At 60.9% G+C, this 21,411-nt stretch carries 20 protein-coding genes and 1 pseudogene; 9 read left to right on the plus strand and 12 right to left on the minus strand.

Annotated elements, in window-relative coordinates:
- Positions 1-418 precede the first annotated feature (418 nt).
- Both CKW18_RS04100 and CKW18_RS04105 read right to left on the minus strand, forming a co-directional pair.
- Complete coding sequence (locus CKW18_RS04100) at positions 419-922, minus strand: GNAT family N-acetyltransferase (RefSeq protein WP_095187593.1); 504 nt, start codon at positions 920-922, stop codon at positions 419-421.
- A 46-nt stretch (positions 923-968) separates the two neighbouring features.
- Complete coding sequence (locus tag CKW18_RS04105; RefSeq protein ID WP_095187594.1) at positions 969-2,915, minus strand: DNA topoisomerase III; 1,947 nt, start codon at positions 2,913-2,915, stop codon at positions 969-971.
- Positions 2,916-3,190: 275 nt separating this feature from the next.
- On the opposite strand from CKW18_RS04105, the gene CKW18_RS04110 reads away from it, so the two are divergent.
- Together CKW18_RS04110 and CKW18_RS04115 are read left to right on the plus strand one after the other, a co-directional pair.
- A complete protein-coding gene (locus tag CKW18_RS04110) occupies positions 3,191-4,597 on the plus strand; it encodes a serralysin family metalloprotease (protein ID WP_095187595.1) in 1,407 nt (468 codons plus the stop codon).
- A 156-nt stretch (positions 4,598-4,753) separates the two neighbouring features.
- Entirely contained in the window at positions 4,754-5,122 is a 369-nt protein-coding gene (locus tag CKW18_RS04115) for a DUF427 domain-containing protein (protein ID WP_095187596.1), read from the plus strand.
- Positions 5,123-5,203: 81 nt separating this feature from the next.
- On the opposite strand, the gene CKW18_RS04120 is transcribed toward CKW18_RS04115, so the two are convergent.
- Together CKW18_RS04120 and CKW18_RS04125 are read right to left on the minus strand one after the other, a co-directional pair.
- Positions 5,204-6,826, minus strand: a complete 1,623-nt coding sequence (locus CKW18_RS04120) for an MFS transporter (protein WP_095187597.1) — start codon at positions 6,824-6,826, stop codon at positions 5,204-5,206.
- 134 nt (positions 6,827-6,960) lie between these two features.
- Positions 6,961-8,622 carry a GMC family oxidoreductase gene (locus CKW18_RS04125; RefSeq protein WP_095187598.1) on the minus strand — a complete coding sequence of 554 codons (1,662 nt, stop codon included), beginning with the start codon at positions 8,620-8,622 and terminating at the stop codon, positions 6,961-6,963.
- Positions 8,623-8,755: 133 nt separating this feature from the next.
- On the opposite strand from CKW18_RS04125, the gene CKW18_RS04130 reads away from it, so the two are divergent.
- From CKW18_RS04130 to CKW18_RS04160, 7 genes are all read left to right on the plus strand, one after another.
- Positions 8,756-9,640, plus strand: a complete 885-nt coding sequence (locus CKW18_RS04130; RefSeq protein WP_095187599.1) for a LysR family transcriptional regulator — start codon at positions 8,756-8,758, stop codon at positions 9,638-9,640.
- 207 nt (positions 9,641-9,847) lie between these two features.
- Entirely contained in the window at positions 9,848-10,195 is a 348-nt protein-coding gene (locus CKW18_RS04135; protein WP_095187600.1) for a metalloregulator ArsR/SmtB family transcription factor, read from the plus strand.
- Positions 10,196-10,218: 23 nt separating this feature from the next.
- Positions 10,219-10,689, plus strand: coding sequence for an arsenate reductase ArsC (locus CKW18_RS04140; RefSeq protein ID WP_095187601.1), 471 nt, complete (start codon positions 10,219-10,221; stop codon positions 10,687-10,689).
- Between the two features lie 12 nt (positions 10,690-10,701).
- A complete protein-coding gene (arsH, locus tag CKW18_RS04145; protein ID WP_095187602.1) occupies positions 10,702-11,400 on the plus strand; it encodes an arsenical resistance protein ArsH in 699 nt (232 codons plus the stop codon).
- Between the two features lie 102 nt (positions 11,401-11,502).
- Positions 11,503-12,342, plus strand: coding sequence for an AraC family transcriptional regulator (locus CKW18_RS04150; protein ID WP_095187603.1), 840 nt, complete (start codon positions 11,503-11,505; stop codon positions 12,340-12,342).
- Between the two features lie 68 nt (positions 12,343-12,410).
- Positions 12,411-12,989: a LysE family translocator gene (locus CKW18_RS04155; protein WP_095187604.1), complete on the plus strand. Its 579-nt coding sequence runs from the start codon at positions 12,411-12,413 to the stop codon at positions 12,987-12,989.
- Positions 12,990-13,129: 140 nt separating this feature from the next.
- Complete coding sequence (locus CKW18_RS04160; RefSeq protein WP_095187605.1) at positions 13,130-14,203, plus strand: NAD(P)-dependent alcohol dehydrogenase; 1,074 nt, start codon at positions 13,130-13,132, stop codon at positions 14,201-14,203.
- A 46-nt stretch (positions 14,204-14,249) separates the two neighbouring features.
- Here CKW18_RS04160 and CKW18_RS04165 read toward each other — a convergent pair.
- The 8 genes and pseudogenes from CKW18_RS04165 to CKW18_RS04200 form a co-directional block, all read right to left on the minus strand.
- Positions 14,250-14,813: pseudogene (locus CKW18_RS04165) on the minus strand (N-acetyltransferase family protein).
- A gap of 128 nt (positions 14,814-14,941) precedes the next feature.
- Positions 14,942-16,318, minus strand: coding sequence for an ATP-binding protein (locus CKW18_RS04170; protein ID WP_095187606.1), 1,377 nt, complete (start codon positions 16,316-16,318; stop codon positions 14,942-14,944).
- A complete protein-coding gene (locus tag CKW18_RS04175; protein ID WP_095187607.1) occupies positions 16,315-16,977 on the minus strand; it encodes a response regulator in 663 nt (220 codons plus the stop codon). Before CKW18_RS04175 ends, CKW18_RS04170 begins: the two co-directional genes overlap by 4 nt.
- A gap of 11 nt (positions 16,978-16,988) precedes the next feature.
- Positions 16,989-17,633, minus strand: a complete 645-nt coding sequence (locus CKW18_RS04180) for a tetratricopeptide repeat protein (RefSeq protein ID WP_095187608.1) — start codon at positions 17,631-17,633, stop codon at positions 16,989-16,991.
- The gene (locus CKW18_RS04185; protein ID WP_095187609.1) at positions 17,630-18,439 is read right to left on the minus strand and encodes an SDR family oxidoreductase; all 810 of its coding nucleotides are present in this window, start codon (positions 18,437-18,439) and stop codon (positions 17,630-17,632) included. Before CKW18_RS04185 ends, CKW18_RS04180 begins: the two co-directional genes overlap by 4 nt.
- Positions 18,426-19,100, minus strand: coding sequence for a TenA family transcriptional regulator (locus tag CKW18_RS04190; RefSeq protein ID WP_095187610.1), 675 nt, complete (start codon positions 19,098-19,100; stop codon positions 18,426-18,428). The genes CKW18_RS04185 and CKW18_RS04190 overlap by 14 nt, the downstream gene beginning before the upstream one ends.
- A complete protein-coding gene (locus CKW18_RS04195; protein WP_095187611.1) occupies positions 19,097-20,578 on the minus strand; it encodes an AMP-binding protein in 1,482 nt (493 codons plus the stop codon). Before CKW18_RS04195 ends, CKW18_RS04190 begins: the two co-directional genes overlap by 4 nt.
- Positions 20,568-21,245, minus strand: coding sequence for a thermostable hemolysin (locus tag CKW18_RS04200; protein WP_095187612.1), 678 nt, complete (start codon positions 21,243-21,245; stop codon positions 20,568-20,570). The genes CKW18_RS04195 and CKW18_RS04200 overlap by 11 nt, the downstream gene beginning before the upstream one ends.
- Positions 21,246-21,411 lie beyond the last annotated feature (166 nt).

Genomic DNA, 21,411 nt, shown 5'->3' on the forward strand with positions numbered 1-21,411 from the left:
GGACGTCAGCGCTCGCCCGTGTGAAGTACGGGGTCATGCATCTGTTGCATGTAGTCGTGTTGAATAACTGCTACGCAATAGCGTCACAACGAGGAGAAGCAGCGAAAACCGGGAGGCTCCTTGACGACGTTTTCAGTGTCGACCACAAGCGTCTTGAGAATTTTCGCCAGCGCTTCTCATCCTTGTACTGGACGTTCAGGCCAGGTCAGCTTCTTCAATCTGCCTTGTGGGCAGCGTGTATCCGGAAAAAACAACTCGGCGGTCAGACGAGTTTGCTCAAGCGTGTTACCGATGTTCCCGATCGGGGAACGTCTTCATCATGCAAAAGCCAAACGACGCCGTCAACGGTTTTGTAGTGATTATTTTTGGTCACTACATATTGTCGGACAAAGCTGTTCTGGAATGAGAAAGGATCCGTTCAGATGACGGAAAAGGGGCTGCGCAGGACATAGAACGTAGACCGATAACCGTCCACTTCCCGCTGCTCTGAGGTGAATTCGCCACCGCTCAAATGCGGGATCAGCCGCGCCCAGAAGCGCTGCGCAGGCCGGTTGGCATCGATATGGAAAATCTGCCACTGACCGGGGATTCGGCTCAAGAGGGCAGAGACGACAAACTGCGCGACGCCTTGGCCACGAAAACGTCGAGCCAGAAAGAAATAGCCGATGTTGTGTTCGGCGCCAGCGATGTGGGTGTCGTTGTCTACGGTCACGAAGCCGGCAAGTTGGTTGTCGACGTGGATCAGGAACGGTCTGGTGGTTGGGTGGCGCCAGTAGTCGTCCTTCCACTGGATGCTGAAGAAGCCATGGTCGGCAAACTTCAGCGGCAGCCATTCGCTGAAGTCGTACATGTAGAACTGCATTAGATTTTCGATGGTTTGCAGTTCGTCGCGCTGGGCGGGGTGCAGTTCGACGTTAGGCATGCTTTGGCTTCCTGAAGTAACGACCTTTCAGAAACAGTAGCGTGTATTACTTTTTGGCTGCGGGTTTCGCGGCACGTTTGGTGGTGCCGGCGGTTTTGCTCCGCGTTGATTTGCGTTTCTTCTTCCACGGCGCGCCAGCCTTGCCGGCAGGTGGCGGGCCGCTGATGGTCAGGCTCAAGCCCGAGCAGCGGGTCACCTGTTTGCTCATCCACGCCGCTTGTTTGGTGACGAATTCTTCCAGGCTCATCTCGCCGCTTTGCACCATGTCCAGCGCCTGCTCCCAGATTGCCGTGGTGCCGGGGTCGGCAATCGCTCGCGGTACGGCGTCGATCAGGCTGAACGCGGCGGGTGTGGCGGCCAGGGCCTTGCCGTTTTTCACCAGATAACCACGATCCAGCAAGCCTTGGATGATCGATGCGCGGGTGGCTTCGGTGCCGATGCCGGTGGTGTCCTTGAGCTTCTGTTTGAGCAGCGGATCTTCCACCAGCTTGGCGACGTTTTTCATCGCCTTGATCAGATCGCCTTCGGTGTAGGGCTTGGGTGGTTGCGTCCACAGATCCTTGAGCTTCACAGCGGCGACGGCGCACTTGACGCCTTGACCAAGTGCCGGCAAGGTTTGCGGCGCGGGGGCTTCACGGCCTTTGGCCGGTGCCAGTGCCTCGGGCAAGGCACGCTTCCAGCCCGGTTCGATGATCTGCTTGCCGACCGCGCGCAACGCTTCAGCGGCGCAATCGAAATCGGCCTGAGTGCGATCGTATTCGTGATTGGGCAGGAACTGCGCCAGATACCGCGCGCGAATCAACGTGTAAACCGCACGGTGCTTGCCGCTCAGGCGTTCAAGGTTCTTTGCCGCTGCGGTGGGGATGATGCCGTGGTGCGCGCTGACCTTGGCGTCGTTCCACGCCCGGGATTTGCGCTGCGGTTCGAGAAAGCCCTGCAGCGCGTCGAGGTTCGGGTCGGCTTGGCGCAACGCCGCGAGAATGGCCGGCGCCTCACTGTGCTGACTCAGCGGCAGGAAACCGCAATCGCTGCGCGGGTAGGTGATGACCTTGTAGGTTTCGTAGAGCGCCTGGGCGATGTCGAGGGTTTCCTGCGCGCCGAGGCCGAGTTTCTTCGAGCAGACTTCCTGCAAGGTGCCGAGGTCGAAGGGCAGGGGCGCCACTTCGCGCATGCGCTCGGTGCGCAGTTTTACCACGCGGGCGCTGGCGGCGTTGCTGATAGCGGCAGCAGCCTGTTGCGCCAAGGCCTGATTCAAACAGCGATCCTGATCGTCGCAGACATCCGGCGGCGCTCGCCACTGCGCGGTAAACGGCGTGCCGTTGTGCAACAACTCCACATCGATCGCCCAAAACGGCACTGGCACGAAGTCGGCGATGCTGCGATCACGATCCACCACCAGCCGTAATGTCGGCGTCTGCACCCGACCGACCGGCAACACACCCTGATAACCCGACTGACGACCGAGCAGGGTGAACAGGCGACTCATGTTCATGCCGATCAGCCAGTCCGCCCGGGATCGACCCAATGCCGAGTGATACAGGCTGAACGTCTCGGCACCCGGTTTCAGCGCGGCCAAGGCCTTGCGAATCGAGGCCTCGTCCAGGGCGGACAGCCACAAGCGGCGAATCGGCCCGCGATAGCGGCAGTGCTCGACCAGTTCCCGGGCGATCATCTCGCCCTCACGGTCGGCGTCGGTGGCGATGATCAGTTCGCTGGCCTCGCCGAGCAGGCGTTTGACGGCTTTGTACTGGCTGGCGGTGCGCGGTTTGACGGTCATTTTCCATTTGTCCGGAATGATCGGCAGATCCGCCAGTACCCAGCGCTTGTAGCGTGCGTCGTAGGCATCCGGCGGCGCGGTTTCCAGCAAGTGGCCGATGCACCAGGTCACCGTGACGTCCGTTCCCAGCCAGCAGCCGTCGCCCCGGCGTCTGGCGCCGAGCACAGCCGCAATGTCTTTGGCCTGGGAAGGTTTTTCACAGAGGTACAGCCGCATAACCACCATCATCGATCAAGGTCGGAACAGGTGCACAGAATGGCCGGACTTGGCGTCAGGGGCAACTTTTATCTGTATGGATATACAGATAAAGCGTTGCCGCTCATGACGGGTATTCCGGGGACGTGGCCGCACCTATCGAGAAATTGATTAGCGACCTGTTTTCACCTGTGTCAGGTTTTTCGACGATTCAAACACGCGGGAGACAGGACGATCTCGCCAGAAGATCGCCGTGGTCTGTCGACACTGACCATTCAGAAACAAGGAAGTCCACCATGGCTCAAGCCAACTCCAGAACCAGCAGCACCTATGACGAAGTCAATACCTTCAGCCACCTGTATGACCGTGGCATCGGGCTGGTCAACGGCAAACCTTCTTTTACCGCCGACCAGGCAGCCGACGAAATTCTGCGCAAAAACCTGTCGTGGGGCGATAAAAACGCTGACGGCAAAATCGACCTTAGCTACACCTTCCTGACCGAAAAACCGGCGAACTACAACCCGAAACTGGGCAACTTCAGCGAATTCAGCGCCCAGCAGAAAGCTCAAGCCGTGCTGGCCATGCAATCCTGGGCTGACGTCGCCAACGTTACCTTCACCGAAGGCAAGGGCGGTGACGGTCACATGACGTTCGGCAACTACGACGTCAGCACCGGCGGCGCCGCGTTTGCTTATCTGCCGAGTGGCGGCAGCTATGACGGCCAGTCGTGGTACTTGATCAACGATCAGTACCAGGTCAACAAGACCCCGGACATCAACAACTACGGGCGCCAGACCCTGACCCACGAAATCGGCCATACCCTTGGCCTGTCGCACCCGGGCGCCTACAACGCGGGCAATGGCAACCCGACGTACGCTGACGCCAAGTACGCCGAAGACACCCGCGGCTACAGCCTGATGAGCTACTGGAGCGAGTACAACACCGAGCAGAATTTCAGCAAGGACGGCAGTGGTGCCTACGCGTCGGCGCCGTTGCTGGACGATATCGTGGCGGTGCAGAAACTCTACGGTGCCAACTCCGAAACCCGCGCCGATAACACCACTTACGGCTTCAGCTCCAACGCCGGGCGTGATTTCTACAGCGCCACATCGGCGTCGTCGAAACTGGTGTTCTCGGTGTGGGACGGTGGCGGCGATGACACGCTGAACTTCTCCGGTTTCACCCAGAACCAGAAGATCAACCTCAATGAAGGCTCGTTCTCCGACGTCGGTGGTCTGGTCGGTAACGTGTCGATAGCTTACGGCGTGACAGTGGAAAACGCTTTGGGTGGATCGGGCAATGATCTGCTGATCGGCAACGCAGCGGTCAATCACCTGTTTGGCGGTGCTGGCAACGACATCCTCTACGGAGGCGGCGGCGCTGATGTGCTGCGGGGCGGTGAAGGCGCGGACACCTTCGTGTTCGGTGCGGCCAGTGATTCGACCATGACCGCGCCGGACTGGATCATGGATTTCACCAGCGGCCTGGACAAGATCGACCTGTCAGGGATCGCCGGCTTCGCCACGGGCGCAGCGTCGCTGAATTTTGTCAGCGGCTTCACCGGGCATGCCGGCGATGCGATTCTGACTTACTACGCGCAGACCAATCAGACCAGCCTGATGGTTGACTTGACGGGGCAGGGTTCAGTGGACTTTGCCGTGGGTGTGGTGGGGCAAGCGGTGGCAACTGATATCGTTGCGTGATGCCTGAAAAACGGCCCTCTCCTTCGCGGAGAGGGCTGGGCGGCGTTCCGATGAGGGGCCGTTGAAGTTGATGGGCCGTTCAGCTGTAAAACCCCCCCAAACAGAACCGATGGGCTATACCTGAACCGGTCTCTTCGCCGTATTCAGGAGAAACCCATGAAAAGCACCGGCCCCAGTCCTGTCATTGCCCTCGAACAACTTCCCGGCTGCCTGATAGTGAAATTCCACGGTATCCAGGTCGCCGCATCCTCCCACGTACTGATCCTCAACGAAGCCAACTACCCGCCGGTGTACTACGTCCCCCGCGAAGACATCGACGAAAAATATTTCGCCCGCACCGACCACACCAGCTATTGCCCATACAAAGGCGACGCCAATTACTTCAGCCTGCAAGTGCCAGGGCATGAGGGGGCGAATGCGGTGTGGACGTACGAGCATCCGAAAGTCTCGGTCAAAGACATCCAGAACTACGTGGCGTTTTATCCGGATCAGGTGAAGTTCGAGGTGATCAAGGCAGATGTCTGAGACACAAGTCTGTGTTTGTGTGAATCACCTGTGGCGAGGGAGCAAGATCCCTCGCCACAGAGAAGCTGACTTGACCGGGAATCAGTTCTTGTCCAGGTCGATATTCTTCGTCTCGCGCAAAAAGATCATCCCCACCACCAGGCTGACCCCGGTAATCAGCACCGGATACCACAGCCCGTAGAAAATATCCCCGGTGTACACCACCAGCGCAAACGACACGGTCGGCAGGAACCCGCCAAACCAGCCATTGCCGATGTGGTACGGCAGGGACATTGAGGTGTAGCGAATCCGCGTCGGGAACAGTTCGACCATCAACGCCGCCAGTGGCCCGTAGCACATGGCGGAAATGATGATCAGCGCGACGATCAGGGCAACGATCATCGGCTTGTTGATCTGCTGCAGGTCGGCCTGTTGCGGGTAGCCGGCGAGGGTGATCGCGCCGCGCAACGCCGCTTCGTCGAAGCCGTCGAGCTGCACGTCACCAACGCTGACTTGCACGGCGCTGCCGGTCGGTGCGGCGACACTGGAGTAGGGCAGGCCCTGTTTGACCAGAAAGGTTTTGACCTTGTCGCACGGGCTGTCGAATTTGGCTTTGCCCACCGGATCGAACTGGAAGGTGCAGGTTGCTGGATCCGCCAGCACAGTGATCGGCGCCTGACGGCTGGCCTGATCGATGGCCGGGTTGGCGTAATGGGCGAGGGATTTGAAGATCGGGAAGTACAGCGCGGTCGCCAATAGCAGGCCGATCATCAGCACCGGTTTGCGTCCGACCTTGTCCGACAGCCAGCCGAAGATGATGAAGAACGGCGCACCGATGACCACGCTGATGATCAGCAAGGTATTGGCCACCGCCGGGTCCATTTTCAGGAACTGGGTGAGGAAGAACAGCACGTAAAACTGCGCCGCGTAGAAGGTCACTGCTTGCCCGGCGTTGATGCTGAACAGGGCGATCAGCACCACCTTGAGGTTTTCCCATTTACCAAAAGATTCGCGGATCGGCGCCTTGGAGGTTTTGCCTTCCTCTTTCATCTTCAGATACGCCGGCGACTCGTGCAGGCTCAGGCGAATCCAGGTGGAAATGCCCAACAGCACAATCGACAGCAGGAACGGAATGCGCCAGCCCCACACTTCGAATTGATCGCCAGTGAAGTAGCGGCAACCGAGCACCACCAGCAACGACAGCAGCAGGCCGAGGGTTGCGGTGGACTGAATCCAGCTGGTGTGGAAACCGCGTTTGCCAATCGGCGCGTGTTCCGCCACGTAGGTTGCAGCGCCGCCGTACTCGCCACCGAGCGCCAGGCCCTGAAGCATGCGCAGCACCACCAGAATGATCGGCGCGGCGATGCCGATGCTGGCGTAGGTCGGCAGCAGGCCGACGCAGAACGTCGCCACGCCCATCAGGATGATGGTCGCCAGAAAGGTGTATTTGCGCCCGATCATGTCCCCCAGCCGACCGAACACCAGCGCCCCGAAAGGCCGCACGACAAACCCGGCAGCGAAGGCCATCAGCGCAAAGATGAACGCCGTGGTGTCGTTGACCCCGGCGAAGAACTGCTTGCTGATGACTGCCGCGAGGGCGCCGTAGAGGAAGAAGTCATACCATTCGAACACCGTCCCCAAGGACGAGGCGAAAATGACTTTCTGCGTGTCGTTGCGAGTGCTGGCGTCGCTCGCGACGTCCAGCGGCTGAACGTGTTCTGACATATCGGTATCCCTCACAGTGATTGTTTTTGTTGTTCCACTGGTGCTGCGTGTCCGGGTGATGCGCGATGCCTTGAATCTGCTGTTGATTCCTGTGGGAGCGAGCCTGCTCGCGAAGGCGTCGTGTCAGTCAACGTTTATGTTGAATGTGCTACCGCATTCGCGAGCAGGCTCGCTCCCACATTTGGACTGTGTACAGGTCCAGCCAGGATCAGTTGTGCAGCCTTCTCGGCAATCATCAGCGTAGGCGAACAGGTATTACCCGAGGTAATGCGCGGCATGATCGACGCATCGGCGATGCGCAGGCCGGGAACGCCGTGAACGCGTAACTGCGCATCGACCACCGCATCGCCGTCATTGCCCATGCGACAAGTGCCGACCGGATGGAAAATCGTCGTGCCGATTCTGGCCGCTGCTTCGTGCAGTTGCGCTTCGCTTTGCAGGCTGTCGCCGGGCAGATATTCCACCGGTTTGAACGCTTGCAAGGCTGGCGCGCTGACGATGCGGCGAGTCAGGCGGATCGCATCGGCGGCCACGCGCAGGTCTTCGGGATGGCTCAGGTAGTTGGGCTGAATCAGCGGCGCTTCCTGTGGATCTGCCGAGCGGATTTCGATGCGGCCACGGCTCTGCGGACGCAGATCGCAGACTGAGGCGGTAAAGGCGGGAAAGCTGTGCAGCGGCTCGCCAAAACGCTCCAGCGACAGTGGCTGCACGTGATATTCCAGATTCGCCGAGGTCTGCTCCGGCCCGGATCGCGCAAACGCCCCGAGCTGACTCGGTGCCATCGACAACGGCCCGCTGCGGTCATACAGATAACGCAGGCCCATGCCCATCTTGCCCCACACGCTGCCGGCGATCTGGTTGAGGGTGCGGGCGTTTTCCAGTTTATAGATCAGGCGCAGTTGCAGGTGATCCTGCAGATTGCCGCCGACGCCCGGCAGATCACGAGTCACGCCGATGCCGAGGCGCTCAAGCAACGGTCGTGGACCAATCCCGGAGCGCTGCAGAATACTTGGCGATCCCACGGAACCGGCGCACAAGACGATCTCCTTGCGCGCCTTGAAGCTTTTCACCTGGCCTTCGTGTCGGGCGCTGACCTTCGATGCGCGTCCGTCTTCCAGCAGAACACGATCTACCTCAACCCCGGTCAACACCGTCAGATTGGCGCGATGACGCACCGGTTTGAGAAACCCCTTCGCCGCGTTCCAGCGCACCCCGGCCTTCTGGTTGACCTGGAAGTAGCCACAACCTTCGTTGTCGCCCTGATTGAAATCCTCGATGGAGGCAATGCCGCTCTGTTCGGCCGCACTGCGAAACGCGTCCAGAATCGGCCACGACAAGCGCTGTTGCTCGACCCGCCACTCACCCTTGGCACCGTGAAATTCAGCCGCGCCGGCAAAGTGGTTTTCGCTTTGTTTGAACAGCGGCAGCACGTCATTCCAGGCCCAGCCCGGATTGCCTTCGGCCGCCCAGCCGTCATAGTCGCCGGCCTGGCCGCGCATGTAGATCATGCCGTTGATGGAGGAGCAGCCACCGAGGACTTTGCCGCGCGGATAACTCAGGCTGCGACCTTGCAGGCCGGGTTGCGCCTCGGTCTTGAAGCACCAGTCGGTGCGCGGATTGCCGATGCAGAACAGATAACCGACGGGAATGTGAATCCAGGCATAGTTGTCGCGTCCGCCGGCTTCGAGCAACAGCACGCGCTGTTGCGGATCCGCCGACAGCCGATTGGCCAGCAAACACCCGGCGGGGCCGGCGCCGACCACGATGTAATCGTATTCATCGAGGGAAGTCTGCATTCCCTGACCTCGCTTTTTGTTTTTATTGTCGGACACTCTAGTTGTTAGCTTTCGTCAAAAGAATGTTAGTTTTTGCGCAGCCGCTGTGCGTTTTTAAACAGCCTCGACTGACCTTAGCTGACAAGGACTTCTCATGTTCGACTGGAACGACCTGCGGTTCTTTCTCGAGTTGCAACGCAGCGGCCGCCTGCTCACCGCCGCCCGCCGGCTAAATACCACCCACGCCACCGTCGCCCGCCACATCGAGGCCATCGAAAAAAGCCTCGGCACCGCGCTGTTCGTCCAGCACGCCCAAGGCTACGAAATGACCCCGGCGGGGGAGGCGCTGCTCAAACACGCCGAAGCCATGGAAAACGTCGCGCTGCTGGCCCAGGAGGAAATCACCCAATCCACCGCACCACTGGGCAAAATCCGCGTCGGCGTTACCGAAGGCCTAGGTATCAAATTCCTCGCCAGTCGCATGATCGGCCTGTTCGAGCGCTATCCGGGTCTTGAGGTGGAGTTGGTGGCGGTGCCGCGTTTCGTCAGCATCCTCAACCGCGAGGCGGAAATCAGTATTCATCTGGAGCGTCCGGCAGCGGACATGCTGGTCACGCGCAAACTCACTGACTACCGGCTCGCGCTGTATGCCAGCCAAAGGTATCTCGACAACGCACCGTCGCTGAGTAGCCGCGAAGACCTCGGGCGGCATGCGTGGATCGGATACGTCGATGACCTGTTGTTCAGCCAAGAGCTGATGTTCCTCAACAGTTTCTGCCGCAATCCGCGCGTGGTGTTTCACAGCACCAGCGTCATCGCCCAACAGGAAGCCGCGCGTTCGGGATTGGGGATCGCGGTTTTGCCCTGCTACATGGCTGCCGACGATCCGGATCTGGTGCCTTTGCTGCCCGACGAAAGCATCGAACGCAGTTACTGGATCAGCACCCGGCGCGAGTTGCACAAGTCGGTGCGATTGCGGGTGGTCTGGGATTATGTGGTGGGGTTGTGTGAGGCGGAGCAGGGGTTGTTGCTTGGATAACCCAGCCAACCTGAATTCCCCTGTGGGAGCGAGCCTGCTCGCGAAGGCGTCGTGTCAGTCAACGCTAATGCTTAATGATCCACCGCTTTCGCGAGCAGGCTCGCTCCCACAGGATTAGTGTCCGGGAATGATTGGAGTGTAAATTCCGGGCTTGATTAATATATGGATATCCGTATATTCGTCCGTCCATATGTACGGTACACCTCTATGATCACGCCTCCCGAAGTCTTCAAAAGCCTGGCCGACGAAACCCGCGTCCGCGCCACGCTGTTGATCGCCGATCAAGGCGAGCTCTGTGTCTGTGAGCTGATGTGCGCCCTCGGCGATAGCCAGCCGAAGATCAGCCGTCACCTCGCGCAACTGCGCAGCAACGGTCTGCTGCTCGATCGCCGTCAGGGGCAATGGGTTTATTACCGTCTCAACCCGCATCTGCCCGACTGGGTTCATCACATCCTGCACGTGACGTCGAAGGCCAACGCCGACTGGCTCAAGGACAACGCCTCGCGCTTGCAGAACATGGATGGGCGCCCCGTTCGCGAAGCAGCGTGCTGCTGAATCTCAACTGTCAGGAAACCTCCATGCGAGTTCTGTTCATGTGCACGGCCAACAGTTGCCGCAGCATCCTTTCCGAAGCCATGTTCAATCACCTGGCACGCCCGGGTTTCGAGGCCGTCAGCTCAGGGAGTTTCCCCAAAGGCGAGGTTTTGCCACGCAGTCTTTCCACGCTGCAACAGGCCGGCATTTGCATCGATGGCCTGTACAGCAAGGGCAATGACGCCTTCGAAGGTAACCCGCCAGATATCGTCATTACCGTCTGCGACAAGGCGGCGGGTGAAAGTTGCCCGGTGTACTTCGGCCCGGCGCTCAAAGCCCATTGGGGCCTGGAAGATCCTTCCGATGTGAGCGGCGACGAAGCCGCCGTAGACGCGGCGTTTGCAGCCACGCTGGCAATCATCGAGCGGCGCTGCGCAACTTTTCTCGGCCTGCCTTTTACACAACTCAGCCGCGCCGAACTCCAGCGTGAGCTGGATCGAATCGGCTCCCTGTAAGCCGGAGGATATATGTCAGAACAACTGCCCAATCTTGATCATTCGCTGTTCGAAGGTTTGCAGACATCCGCTTCGGATGAGCACAAACCGCGCATTCTGCTGCTTTACGGCTCGACCCGCGAACGTTCCTTCAGCCGTTTATTGGTAGAGGAGGCTGCGCGCCTGCTCGAACATTTCAGTGCCGAGACGCGCATCTTCAACCCGAGCGGTTTGCCGTTGCCCGACGACGCCCCGGTCGACCACCCGAAAGTGCAGGAGCTGCGCGATCTGGTGCTGTGGTCGGAAGGCCAGGTCTGGTGCTCGCCAGAAAGACACGGCGCCATGTCGGCGGTGTTCAAGGCGCAGATCGACTGGATCCCGCTGGAACTCGGCGCCGTGCGCCCGACCCAGGGCAAAACCCTGGCGGTGATGCAGGTCTGCGGCGGCTCGCAGTCCTTCAATGCGGTCAATCAGCTGCGCGTGCTGGGACGCTGGATGCGCATGTTCACCATCCCCAACCAATCCTCGGTGCCGAAGGCCTACATGGAGTTCGACGAGGCGGGGCGGATGAAACCGTCGCCGTTCTATGATCGCGTCGTCGATGTGATGGAAGAGTTGGTCAAGTTCACCGTACTGCTGCGCGACCAACAGGCGTTTCTGGTCGATCGCTATTCGGAGCGCAAGGAAACTGCCGAGCAACTGATGGCGCGGGTCAACCAGCGTTCGATCTGACAAACCTCTCGGGGCTCGCCAGACGAACGTTGCACAAACCTTCTAGTCGCACGCGGTCAACTGTGGGTTACTAGCGCCAGCCCACCATTCTGTATTCAAGCCATGAGCAACTGGATCGACCTCACTCACGACCGGGAAACCGGCATCGAAACCCTGCACGCGCATTTCGCCGGGCACGCGCACGCGTACGATCCGCACTGGCACGAAACCTACCTGATCGGCTTCACCGAGCAAGGCGTGCAGCGCTTCAACAGCCGCAGGGCACGGCATGACAGCACGCCGGGCAAGGTCTTCATGCTCGAACCGGGCGACATCCATGACGGCGACGCGCCGAGTCCGGATGGCTTCACCTATCGCATGCTGTACCTGCAACCTTCATGGCTGGAGCAAGCCTTGGACGGTTTGCACCTGGGCAGTTACGGCAGCGGTTTGCCGGGCATTGGCAGCGTGCTCAACGATGATCCCGAACTGGCCCGCGCCACCTTGTTCGCCTTCAACGCGCTGCATCAAAAAGACGTGCAAATGGTCCGCGACGTGGCGCTGGACACCTTGCTGGAACGCCTTGCCAGCCATTTGTATCGGCGCCCGCAGCCAACCACCACAACGCGCGCGCCGCTGATCGCCCGGCAGGCTCGCGATTACTTGATGGCTTACCATGAACAAGACATCAGCCTGCAAACCCTCGCACAAGCCTGCGGCACCGACCGTTTTCGCCTGACCCGCGCGTTCAAGGCTGCCTATGGTCTGGCGCCGCATGCCTGGCTGATCCAGTTGCGCCTCAGTCGTGGCCGGCAAATGCTCGCCGCTGGCGTGCAACCGGTGGACGTCGCCAGCCGTTTGGGTTTTGCTGACCAAAGCCACTTGGGCCGCTGGTTTGTGCGCGCCTACGGCATCACTCCTGGCGCCTATCAGCAGCGTGCCGGCGGCAGCATCCGGCGCTGAACAAACGTTCAAGACCGCCGCCCACCACACCCGCCACAGTACGCCCTGACTTTCAAAAGGGCCGTGCCATGCTTGCGTTCATCCTCTTTGCCTTCGTCGCCTCCATCACTCCGGGCCCGACCAACCTGATCGTGCTCAGCACCAGCGCCCGCCGTGGCTGGCGACCCTGCCTGCCGATCATTCTGGGTGCGGGCGTGGGGGCGGCGTCACTCGTGTGGGTCGCCGGGGCCGGCGCCAGCACGCTGATGTTGCCCGGCGTGCGTCCGATCATCAGCGGCCTCGGGCTGTGCTGGATGCTGTGGCTGGCGTGGCAGATTTTCAGCGCACCAGTCACCGCCATCCAGCCTGAGGCCGGTGAAGAAAAAACCGAGCTAGGTCTGATCGGTGCGGCATTGCTGCAATGGGTCAATCCCAAGTCCTGGATGATGGCCATTGCCGTGATCAGCGTGTTCACCGCTCAAGGGCAAGGGCTCAACGCACTGTGTCTGGCGTTTTTTCTGGTGTCGCTGCCGTGTCTGGCGCTGTGGGCGCTGCTTGGCCGAGGCGCGGCGCGATGGCTCAGCAATCCTGAGCAGTTGCGCTGGTTGAACCGGATCCTCGCGGTGCTGCTGGTGATTTCATCCGCTGCCGCGCTTTTGCACGGGTAATTGAGCTGCGTTCAATCGAGGCCGCTGCGCTGGGTGCGATCCCGCAAGGGTTGACCGTGATCAACCTTGTGTCGGTTAAGTCGGCGCAGTCTCCAATAGGTGCTGCACTCACTTCAACCACCCGCGCAGGAGCTTCGCTCATGGCCATGATGAAAGCGGCGATTTTCGTCGAAAAGAACCGCATCGTGCTGGATGACAAGCCGATTCCCGAAGTAGGCCCGCTGGACGCGCTGGTGCGCATCACCACCACCACGATCTGTGGCACTGACGTCCACATCCTGCGCGGCGAGTACCCGGTGGCCAAAGGCTTGACCGTGGGTCACGAACCGGTGGGGGTGATCGAGAAACTCGGCTCGCAAGTGCGCGGCTTTGTCGAAGGTCAGCGGGTGATTGCCGGCGCCATTACCCCCAGCGGCCAAAGTTATGCCTGCCTGTGCGGCTGCGGCTCACAGGACGGGCCCGACACCCGGCACGGCTTTCGCGCCGCCGGTGGCTGGAAGTTCGGCAACATCATTGATGGTTGTCAGGCGGAGTATGTGTTGGTGCCTGATGCATTGGCCAATCTGTGCCCGATCCCCGACGGGCTGAGCGATGAACAGGTGCTGATGTGTCCGGACATCATGTCCACCGGGTTCTCCGGCGCAGAGCGCGGCGAGGTCAGTATCGGCGACACCGTGGCGGTGTTTGCGCTGGGCCCGATCGGGCTCTGCGCGGTGGCCGGAGCACGGCTCAAGGGCGCGAGCGTCATCATCGGTGTCGACGCAGTGGCCGAGCGCATGACGGTGGCGCGGCAGTTGGGTGCGACCCACGTGGTCAATTTCAAGGACGGCGACGTGGTCGAGCAAATCATGGCGTTGACCGACGGGCGCGGGGTGGATGTGTCCATCGAAGCCTTGGGCACTCAAGGCACGTTCGAGTCCGCATTGCGGGTGCTGCGCCCCGGCGGGCGGCTGTCGAGCCTTGGGGTTTACGCGTCGGATCTGCGCATTCCCTACGATGCCTTTGCGGCGGGGCTGGGCGATTACAGCATCGTCAGCACCCTGTGCCCCGGCGGTAAAGAGCGCATGCGCCGGTTGATGGCGGTGGTGCACAGCGGTGGCGTCGATCTGTCAGCGCTGGTGACCCACCATTTCAATCTGGACGATATCGAGGCGGCGTATGAGCTGTTCGGCCATCAGCGCGATGGCGTGCTGAAGGTGGCGATTACCCCTTGATCTGACGCGCCCCGTGCCGTTGGCCGGGGCGGGTTGCGCTGCGGTATTACAGAGAGAGGCGATGGATGACCTGGTGGCTGTCGTCGGGATCACCATGGGTTTCAAAACCCAGCGATCGGGCCAGGTCGCGCATGGCCGTGTTGCTTGCAGAATCCACCGAGTACAAATGTTTGAAACCATTGTCGCGGGCGGCCGTGATCAGGTGCTCCATCAGCAAGGTACCCAGGCCCAGATGCGCCCATTCATCGCCCACCGTGACGGCGCATTCCCCGTCTTATTCGCCTGTGGCGGCGTAACGGCTGATGCCGATCTCGATCAACTCACCGTTTTCGTGAGCCAGAGCGATGAAGGCTGCGCGCTGCTTGCCGTCGACGTCCATCAACTGATTGAGCAGGGCGGTGCCGGGCTCGCTGATCTGCGCGAGAAAACGCATGTGCCGGGACTCGGCGGACAAACGCTTGATGAAGGCGTATTCACGCTCGCGATCCTTGTCCGCCAGTGGGCGGATCAACACGTGCCGGCCATCCTTGAGCGATTCGATCCAGTATTCACCGCTTTGCGCGGCATAGGCGGCCGACGCGCGGTCGTTGTGGTCTTTGACAGTGAGCATGAGGTGAACCTCCAGCGGGGGAACGATCAACGTACGGGGCGTACGCTAATCTCTGTTCTACGCCGATGAGGTCACCAATAGCTGATCTGGATCAGATCCCGACGTGAGGTCGTGGCTTGTTTGGCTGTTCAACGGGTGCCGTCGGGGATCGACAACGTCGCCCGCAAGCCACCTTCAGCCCGATTGACCAACGTAATCCGCCCACCTAGCCGCATCGCGATGGTGTTGACGATGGTCAGCCCCAATCCCGCGCCCTGAGCATTGCCACGGCTGTAGAACCGTTCGAACAGTCGCTCTCGATCTTCCTCGTCAATGCCCGGCCCCTGATCCTCGACGCTCAAATGGCAGGAGCCGTCGGCCTGGGTCAGCGTCACAGTAATCACGCCGTGTTCCGGGGAAAAGTTGGCGGCGTTGGTGATCAGGTTGTTCAGAGCGATGTCGATGGCGGCGTTACTGGCCATGACGTGGAGTGGTTCGGCGCTGTCCTCGAAGGCCAGCTCCAGCTGTTTGCTCAGCAGCCACGGCGTCAGTTGCACCAGGCTGTTGCGCACGGTTTCGCTGAGGTCGATGCGTTGCAGCGGCGGCGGCGGGTTGGGTTTGGGCTCCAGGCGCGCCATGGTCAGTAACTGATTGACCAGACGGCTGGTGCGGTCGACGCCCGAGATCAGAAATTCCAGGGATTCACGGCGTTCCTGTTCGGTGCCGGCCTCCAGCAGGTTTTGCGCATGCACCCGCAACACCGCCAACGGCGTGCGCATTTCGTGGGCGGCGTCGGCGATGAAGCGCCGTTCGCGGCCGAGCACTTCCTGGATCTGCGCGAGCATGCGGTTGAGTGCCGCCTGCATCGGTTCCAGTTCGCTGGGCAGCGGCGTCAGTTGCAGCGGTTCCAGCGAGCCGCTGTGGCGCGCACGCAGGGTCGCCGCCATGTTCGCCAAGGGCTTGAGCCCCCAACCGATGGCCAGCCAGACCATCGCCGCGAGAATCAGGCTGCCCAACACGTTTGGCCACAGCGTGTGACGGACGATACGGTCGACCAGATCGGCGCGCACATCGTCGCGCTCGCCGACCCAGATGCGCAGGCCGTTCTGCTTGTCTTCGAGCATGAACGCCCGCCATTGCCGACCCTTCAAATCCAGCACATCACTAAAGCCCGGCTTGGTCGGCGGGGCGGTGAAGGAGGGTGCGCTGGCGGTGTGTACCAGCACCTCACCCTTGGGGTTCCACACCTGAAAGGCGATCTTGCTTTCGTAAGGATGACCATCGACCCGTGGCTTGGCTTCGCCGAGGGCCTGATTGAACGCCTGATACAACTGCGCATGTTCGGTACTGGCCATCGGCATGCGCATCACGCCTTGCAGCAGGCGGGCGTTCTGCGCCAGTTGCGCGTCGTAGACTTCGGCGATTTCGTGGTTGCTGTCATGCACGTTGAACACGCTGAGCACCGCCAGACCGGCGAGCAACAGGCCGATGATCAGCGTCAGCGTGCGGCGACGGATCGAGGTCATCGCCGCTCCTCCACCAGATAGCCCACGCCACGAATGGTGCGGATCAGGTCGGTGGAGAATTTCTTGCGCAGGTGATGGATGTGCACTTCCAGGGTGTTGCTTTCGGCTTCTTCGTTCCAACCGTAGAGCAACTGGATCAGTTGATCGCGGGTCATCACCCGGCCCGGCGGCGAGAGCAATTCGTGCAGCAACTGATATTCCTTGGGCGTCAACGCCACGGGCAGGCCCTGATAACTGACCTGCTGGGTACCGGGGTTGAGGCTGATGCCGGCGTGTTCGATCAGCGCCTGAGCGCGCCCGGCACTGCGCCGCAACAAGGCACGCAAACGCGCCTTGAGTTCGGCCAGATCGAACGGTTTGACCAGATAGTCGTCGGCGCCGGCATCGAGCCCGGCGATACGGTCTTCGGTGGCATCGCGGGCGGTAAGAATCAGCACCGGCAGATTCGAACCGCTGTCGCGCAAACGGCGCAGCACTTCGAGGCCGTCCATGCGCGGCAAGCCAAGATCAAGCACCGCGACGTCAAAGGTCTCACTGAGCAGCGCATGCAACGCGCTGCTGCCGTCCTTGAGCCAGTCGACGGTGTAACCCTCACGCCCCAGCGCCTGATGAATGCCTTCACCGAGCGCGACGTCATCCTCAATCAGTAATAAACGCACGCGGACTCCTGTCAGTCGAGTTTCTTGTTGACGTCCACCAGCAGGGCGGCGATCTCTTTGCGGCGCCCGGCGTCGGCGCTTTCCCGGCCTGGACGCGGTGCCGCTTGCAGGGCTTTTTGCAGCGCCGCTTTGGCTTCAGCGTAGCGTTTCTCACGGTAGAGGTGATCACCCCAGAAGTACAGGCTGTCGATGCCGTTGGGATTGAGTTGCAGCGCCTGCTTGAGCAGTTGCTCAGCCTTGTCGCTGTCGCCGAAACCGATCGGCCAGCCCGGCACCCGGTCGTACAGTGCGGCGAGGCTGGTGTAGGCCGAACCTTGCAAGGCTTTGGGATCAAGGGTCAGGGATTTTTCCAGATCAGCCTTGGCGTCCTTGGCTTTGCCCAGCGCCCCCAGTCCGTCCTCGGCACCGGCCCAACTGCTGGTGACGATGCCTTTCCAGATCCACGCTTCGGCCACGGCCGGGCGTTGCGTGGTGAACGCCGTGGTTTCGCTGGACAGTTGCTCGAAAGCAGCGGCACGCTGTTTTTCCGCGACTTCGTATTGAATGTGCGCCCAGCTCTGCTGGATGCCAGTGAGGCGTTGTTGATCGGCGGAATCCAGCGCCCAGACGCTTTGACTCAGGGTGGCCAATAACAGGCATGCGGACAGTTTTTTCATGGTTTGAGGGTCTCGTTGTCGGGTTTTTCGCTGAAGCGGCGGATCAATGGCAACTGCTTGCGCAGGCCGCGATCAACCAGATGCGGCAATAGATTGTTGAGGCGCACGAAGAAGCGTTCGGGCCAGCCCAGATACAGATCGCGGCGGTCACCGGCGATTGCGTGCAGAACCGCCGAAGCCACGGTTTGCGGGTCGTCGACGTTGGCTTTCAGTGCATCGTTCAAGGCTTGCGCCGCGCTGCTGTTCATCGACGTGCGCGTGGCGCGGGGCGCGACGTAAAGGACGCTAACCCGAGTGTCAGCCAGCTCCCGGCGCAGCGCTTCGGAGAAACCGCGCAAGGCAAACTTGCTCGCGCAGTAACTGGCATAACCGGCATAGCCGATCGAGCCATAAGTGGAGCCAACATTGACCACCATGGCGCTGTCCGCCTGCTTGAGCAGCGGTAACAGCAGTTTTGTCAGGCAGATCGGCGCACTGACATTCACCGCCAGCATGGCGTTGATGTCGCTGTCATCGAGCTGTTCGAGCATGGCGAAGTGGTTGACCCCGGCCGCGTTGATCAGCAGGTTGATGCCACCGATGCCTTCAGCGGCGGCCAGCACTTTGCGTCGGTCGCTGAGGAAGGTCAGGTCGGCGGCAACCCAGCACAGGTTCTGCGGATAACGCTCAAGCAGCGGCAGCAGCGTCTCCTGATGCCGGGCCACGGCCAACACCTGGGCACCGGCGGCGCACAAGGCGCCGGCGATGGCCATGCCGATGCCGCCACTGGCGCCGGTCAAGACCACACGCGCGTCACGCAGCTGCATGTTGAGCCTCCGCGTCACGCGGCAAGCCACGGAACATGTCGGTGTACAGGCGATAGACGACTTTCGAGGCGTGGATCACCGCCGCCTGATCTTCGGGATCCTCCAGTTTGTTCATCTGTCGGCGGTAGGTCTGCATGTGTTCGATGTCCAGCGAGCCGTGGGAGCTCAAATAACTGAACGCCGTTTCCGGCAACGCCAGACGCTCACGAATGCTGCCCGCCGCGTGGGTGGCCAAAGCAATACTGGTGCCTTCAAGCACATTGACCATGCCGAATAGCCCGACAGGATTGCCCCGGGCGATCTGGTCGTAGAGGAAGCTGACCATCAACTCGATCGACAGCGACGGCTGGCCATCGCGCACCGCATCGCGGTCACCGCCACAGGCGGCAATGTCGTTGAGCACCCACTGTTCATGGCCGTATTCATCCTCGATGTACTCGCAGACGGCTTTGCGTAACCACTCAAGACGTGTCGGCAGTCGAGCCCCGCACGCCATCATTAACGGCACCGTGTGGCGCACGTGGTAATAGGCCTGGGCGAGAAATTCCCGATAGCTCTCAAGGCTGACCTTGCCTTGCAGCGCATCAACGATGATCGGCAGGTTGAACAACTCGTGGCGCTCCTGCTGTGTGGCTTCTTGCAGGGTGTCGAAAAAAATCATAATGCGGATTCCTCGCAGATAACGGATTCGGTCAATTGCGTGTGGTAGTGCGCGACGATGGCTTCGCGGCGCGGGCGGCCATTGGCGGTGAGCAGGCCATTGGCGGCGCTGAAGGGGTGGGGTAGGCGTGTCCAGCGATGCACCTGGGCGTAATCGGGCAAGGCTTCGTTGGCTTCGGCGACGGCGGCGGCCAGATCCGCGTCGCTGCAATCGGCGCGGTGCGGCCAGAGCAGGGCGTGGTTGTGCGGCATCGACTCGCCATAGACGAACGCCTGGGCAATGTGGCGGCGCTGGGTCAGTTCCGACTCGACCCATTCGGGGTTGACGTTGCGCCCGAAACTGGTGACGAACTGATGCTTCTTGCGGCCCTTGAGGTAGAGAAAACCTTCCGGGTCGAACTCGCCCAGATCACCGCTCGGCCACCATTCTTCGGCGTATGGCGCATCCCCCAGGTAACCCAGCAGCGGCGAACCCTTGATCAGCACTTCGCCGTCCTCGGCCAGCCTTACTTCAACATGCGGCAACGGCCGGCCAACACTGCCCGGACGTCGTGCACCGGGGCGATTGAGGCACACCACCGATGAGCATTCGGACAAGCCATAACCTTCATAAACCGGCAGGCCGACCCGTTGCGCGCGGTGCAGCAAATCCTCAGACACCCGCGCGCCCCCGACGGCGGCAAAGCGCAGTGTCTGCGGATCGAACGCCTTTTGTTCGGCAGCGCTGACCAGCATCAGCAACAGCTGCGGCACCAGAATCAGACTCTCCGGCGCACGGCTGGCCAGATAGCCGAGCAGGCGCGGCACATCGACACCGCTGGCGCCGTGAATGCCGAGGGTTTTCTGGCTCGGCAGGCTTAGCATCGCACCGGCATACAGCGCCGCGTAACAACCGAGGTTTTCCAGCAGAATCGCCAGCGGCAGCAGACTCAGATGATGCTCAGGATTAGTCGATTCACTCGCCTGATGCAGCTCTCGCGCCACCCGCAACAAACTGTCGGCACTCAGGCACACGCCTTTGGGCGTGCCGGTGGTGCCGGAGGTAAATGTCAGTTTGGCGGTGCCAGCGGGCATACGGCTTGGGCCGCTGAATGTGCGGCACCAGAACTCGCCATTTTTCACATAACCGCCAGTGCGCAATTCGGCCTCCAGCTCCGGCTCGGCGATCACCCGTTCGGCCTGGCTCTGCTCCAGACAATGGGCACGTTGTGCCGGGCTGAAAAACGGCGGCAGCGTCACACAGGTCAGGCCTTCGAACAGCACGGCCAGATCCCAGAGCATCGCGTCGACGCCGTTATCCAGTGCCAGTGCGATCACTTGCACGTGTTCATCGCGCAGACGCTCCTGGCGATACAGCACCTCGGCGTACAAGGTCGTGTAATCGATTTTCAGCGTGTCGCCCCACAGGGCAATCCTGTTGTCATTGCGCCCGGCGTGGCTGCGCAGGGTTTCCTGAAAACGTTGCAGTTCAAGCGACATGGAAAGCTCCTTCAATCGAAGTCGGCAATCCCAGCCGGTTGAACAGTCCGATATTGCGCAAATGGATGAACCCGGCGCGGATGTTGCCGACGTGTACCCACGGTTTGCTTTCGTAATAACTGCCCCAATTTTGACGCTCGTCACCCAGTCGCTCCGGGTCTGCGGCGCACAATGTCACTGGATTCAGGCCGAGACGATGGAAGCTGTTGACCAGCCCGATGTTGCCGGTGAACGTCACCCACTCCAGACCGCCCATGGCCAGCAAATAGGTGATAGCGATGATGCTCAGACGCGCACTGCCCGTGTCGCTGGCCGCGAGGTTGCCGACTTCGACAATCGCGGTGCGGTCCACCGGGCGATCCGCCGCCGCGCTGATCAGCGGTTCGATCGGCTCATCCAGGTAGCGCTCAAGAAACAATGGCTGCAGATGGGCGCGACGTACACCGGCCACCGCGCACAGTTCACCTGCGGCGTTGTGCATGCCGAACAGCTCCGGCATGAAGTGGCGGATGTCGGCACCGTGGGCCTTACGAAAGCGCTGCTGAATGAACGTTTCGAATGCCGTTCGTTGTGCGTCGTCGGGCAAAGCATTCGTCAGCATCATCTGCGGCGTTTCGGTTTGGCCGAAGTGCAGGGGCAGGGGGATGTTCCAGTCGAAATCGGGCATGGGCAGAACGCCTCCCTCAATAGGTTTGAGGGGAGTATCCAAGCCATTTCTTAACGAAGTCTGAAGGTGAAAAAAGGTTAATCCACGGGCCGATCTTCAGACTGTCTTAAGACTGGCCGGGCAGGGTGACACCGTCGGTTCGCCCGGCCAAAGGAACGTGACCGTC

The sequence above is a fragment of the Pseudomonas sp. Irchel 3E19 genome (assembly GCF_900187585.1).
Taxonomy (GTDB): Bacteria; Pseudomonadota; Gammaproteobacteria; order Pseudomonadales; family Pseudomonadaceae; genus Aquipseudomonas; species Aquipseudomonas baetica.

Coding starts and splice junctions, on each gene's coding strand:
- CKW18_RS04195 (WP_095187611.1), bottom strand. CDS start 20,578: ATGTCGCTTGAACTGCAACGTTTTCAGGAAACCCTGCGCAGCCACGCC.
- CKW18_RS04190 (WP_095187610.1), bottom strand. CDS start 19,100: ATGATTTTTTTCGACACCCTGCAAGAAGCCACACAGCAGGAGCGCCAC.
- CKW18_RS04200 (WP_095187612.1), bottom strand. CDS start 21,245: ATGCCCGATTTCGACTGGAACATCCCCCTGCCCCTGCACTTCGGCCAA.
- CKW18_RS04130 (WP_095187599.1), top strand. CDS start 8,756: ATGTTCGACTGGAACGACCTGCGGTTCTTTCTCGAGTTGCAACGCAGC.
- arsH (WP_095187602.1), top strand. CDS start 10,702: ATGTCAGAACAACTGCCCAATCTTGATCATTCGCTGTTCGAAGGTTTG.
- CKW18_RS04100 (WP_095187593.1), bottom strand. CDS start 922: ATGCCTAACGTCGAACTGCACCCCGCCCAGCGCGACGAACTGCAAACC.
- CKW18_RS04105 (WP_095187594.1), bottom strand. CDS start 2,915: ATGCGGCTGTACCTCTGTGAAAAACCTTCCCAGGCCAAAGACATTGCG.
- CKW18_RS04110 (WP_095187595.1), top strand. CDS start 3,191: ATGGCTCAAGCCAACTCCAGAACCAGCAGCACCTATGACGAAGTCAAT.
- CKW18_RS04185 (WP_095187609.1), bottom strand. CDS start 18,439: ATGCAGCTGCGTGACGCGCGTGTGGTCTTGACCGGCGCCAGTGGCGGC.
- CKW18_RS04125 (WP_095187598.1), bottom strand. CDS start 8,622: ATGCAGACTTCCCTCGATGAATACGATTACATCGTGGTCGGCGCCGGC.
- CKW18_RS04160 (WP_095187605.1), top strand. CDS start 13,130: ATGGCCATGATGAAAGCGGCGATTTTCGTCGAAAAGAACCGCATCGTG.
- CKW18_RS04140 (WP_095187601.1), top strand. CDS start 10,219: ATGCGAGTTCTGTTCATGTGCACGGCCAACAGTTGCCGCAGCATCCTT.
- CKW18_RS04135 (WP_095187600.1), top strand. CDS start 9,848: ATGATCACGCCTCCCGAAGTCTTCAAAAGCCTGGCCGACGAAACCCGC.
- CKW18_RS04150 (WP_095187603.1), top strand. CDS start 11,503: ATGAGCAACTGGATCGACCTCACTCACGACCGGGAAACCGGCATCGAA.
- CKW18_RS04115 (WP_095187596.1), top strand. CDS start 4,754: ATGAAAAGCACCGGCCCCAGTCCTGTCATTGCCCTCGAACAACTTCCC.
- CKW18_RS04180 (WP_095187608.1), bottom strand. CDS start 17,633: ATGAAAAAACTGTCCGCATGCCTGTTATTGGCCACCCTGAGTCAAAGC.
- CKW18_RS04120 (WP_095187597.1), bottom strand. CDS start 6,826: ATGTCAGAACACGTTCAGCCGCTGGACGTCGCGAGCGACGCCAGCACT.
- CKW18_RS04170 (WP_095187606.1), bottom strand. CDS start 16,318: ATGACCTCGATCCGTCGCCGCACGCTGACGCTGATCATCGGCCTGTTG.
- CKW18_RS04155 (WP_095187604.1), top strand. CDS start 12,411: ATGCTTGCGTTCATCCTCTTTGCCTTCGTCGCCTCCATCACTCCGGGC.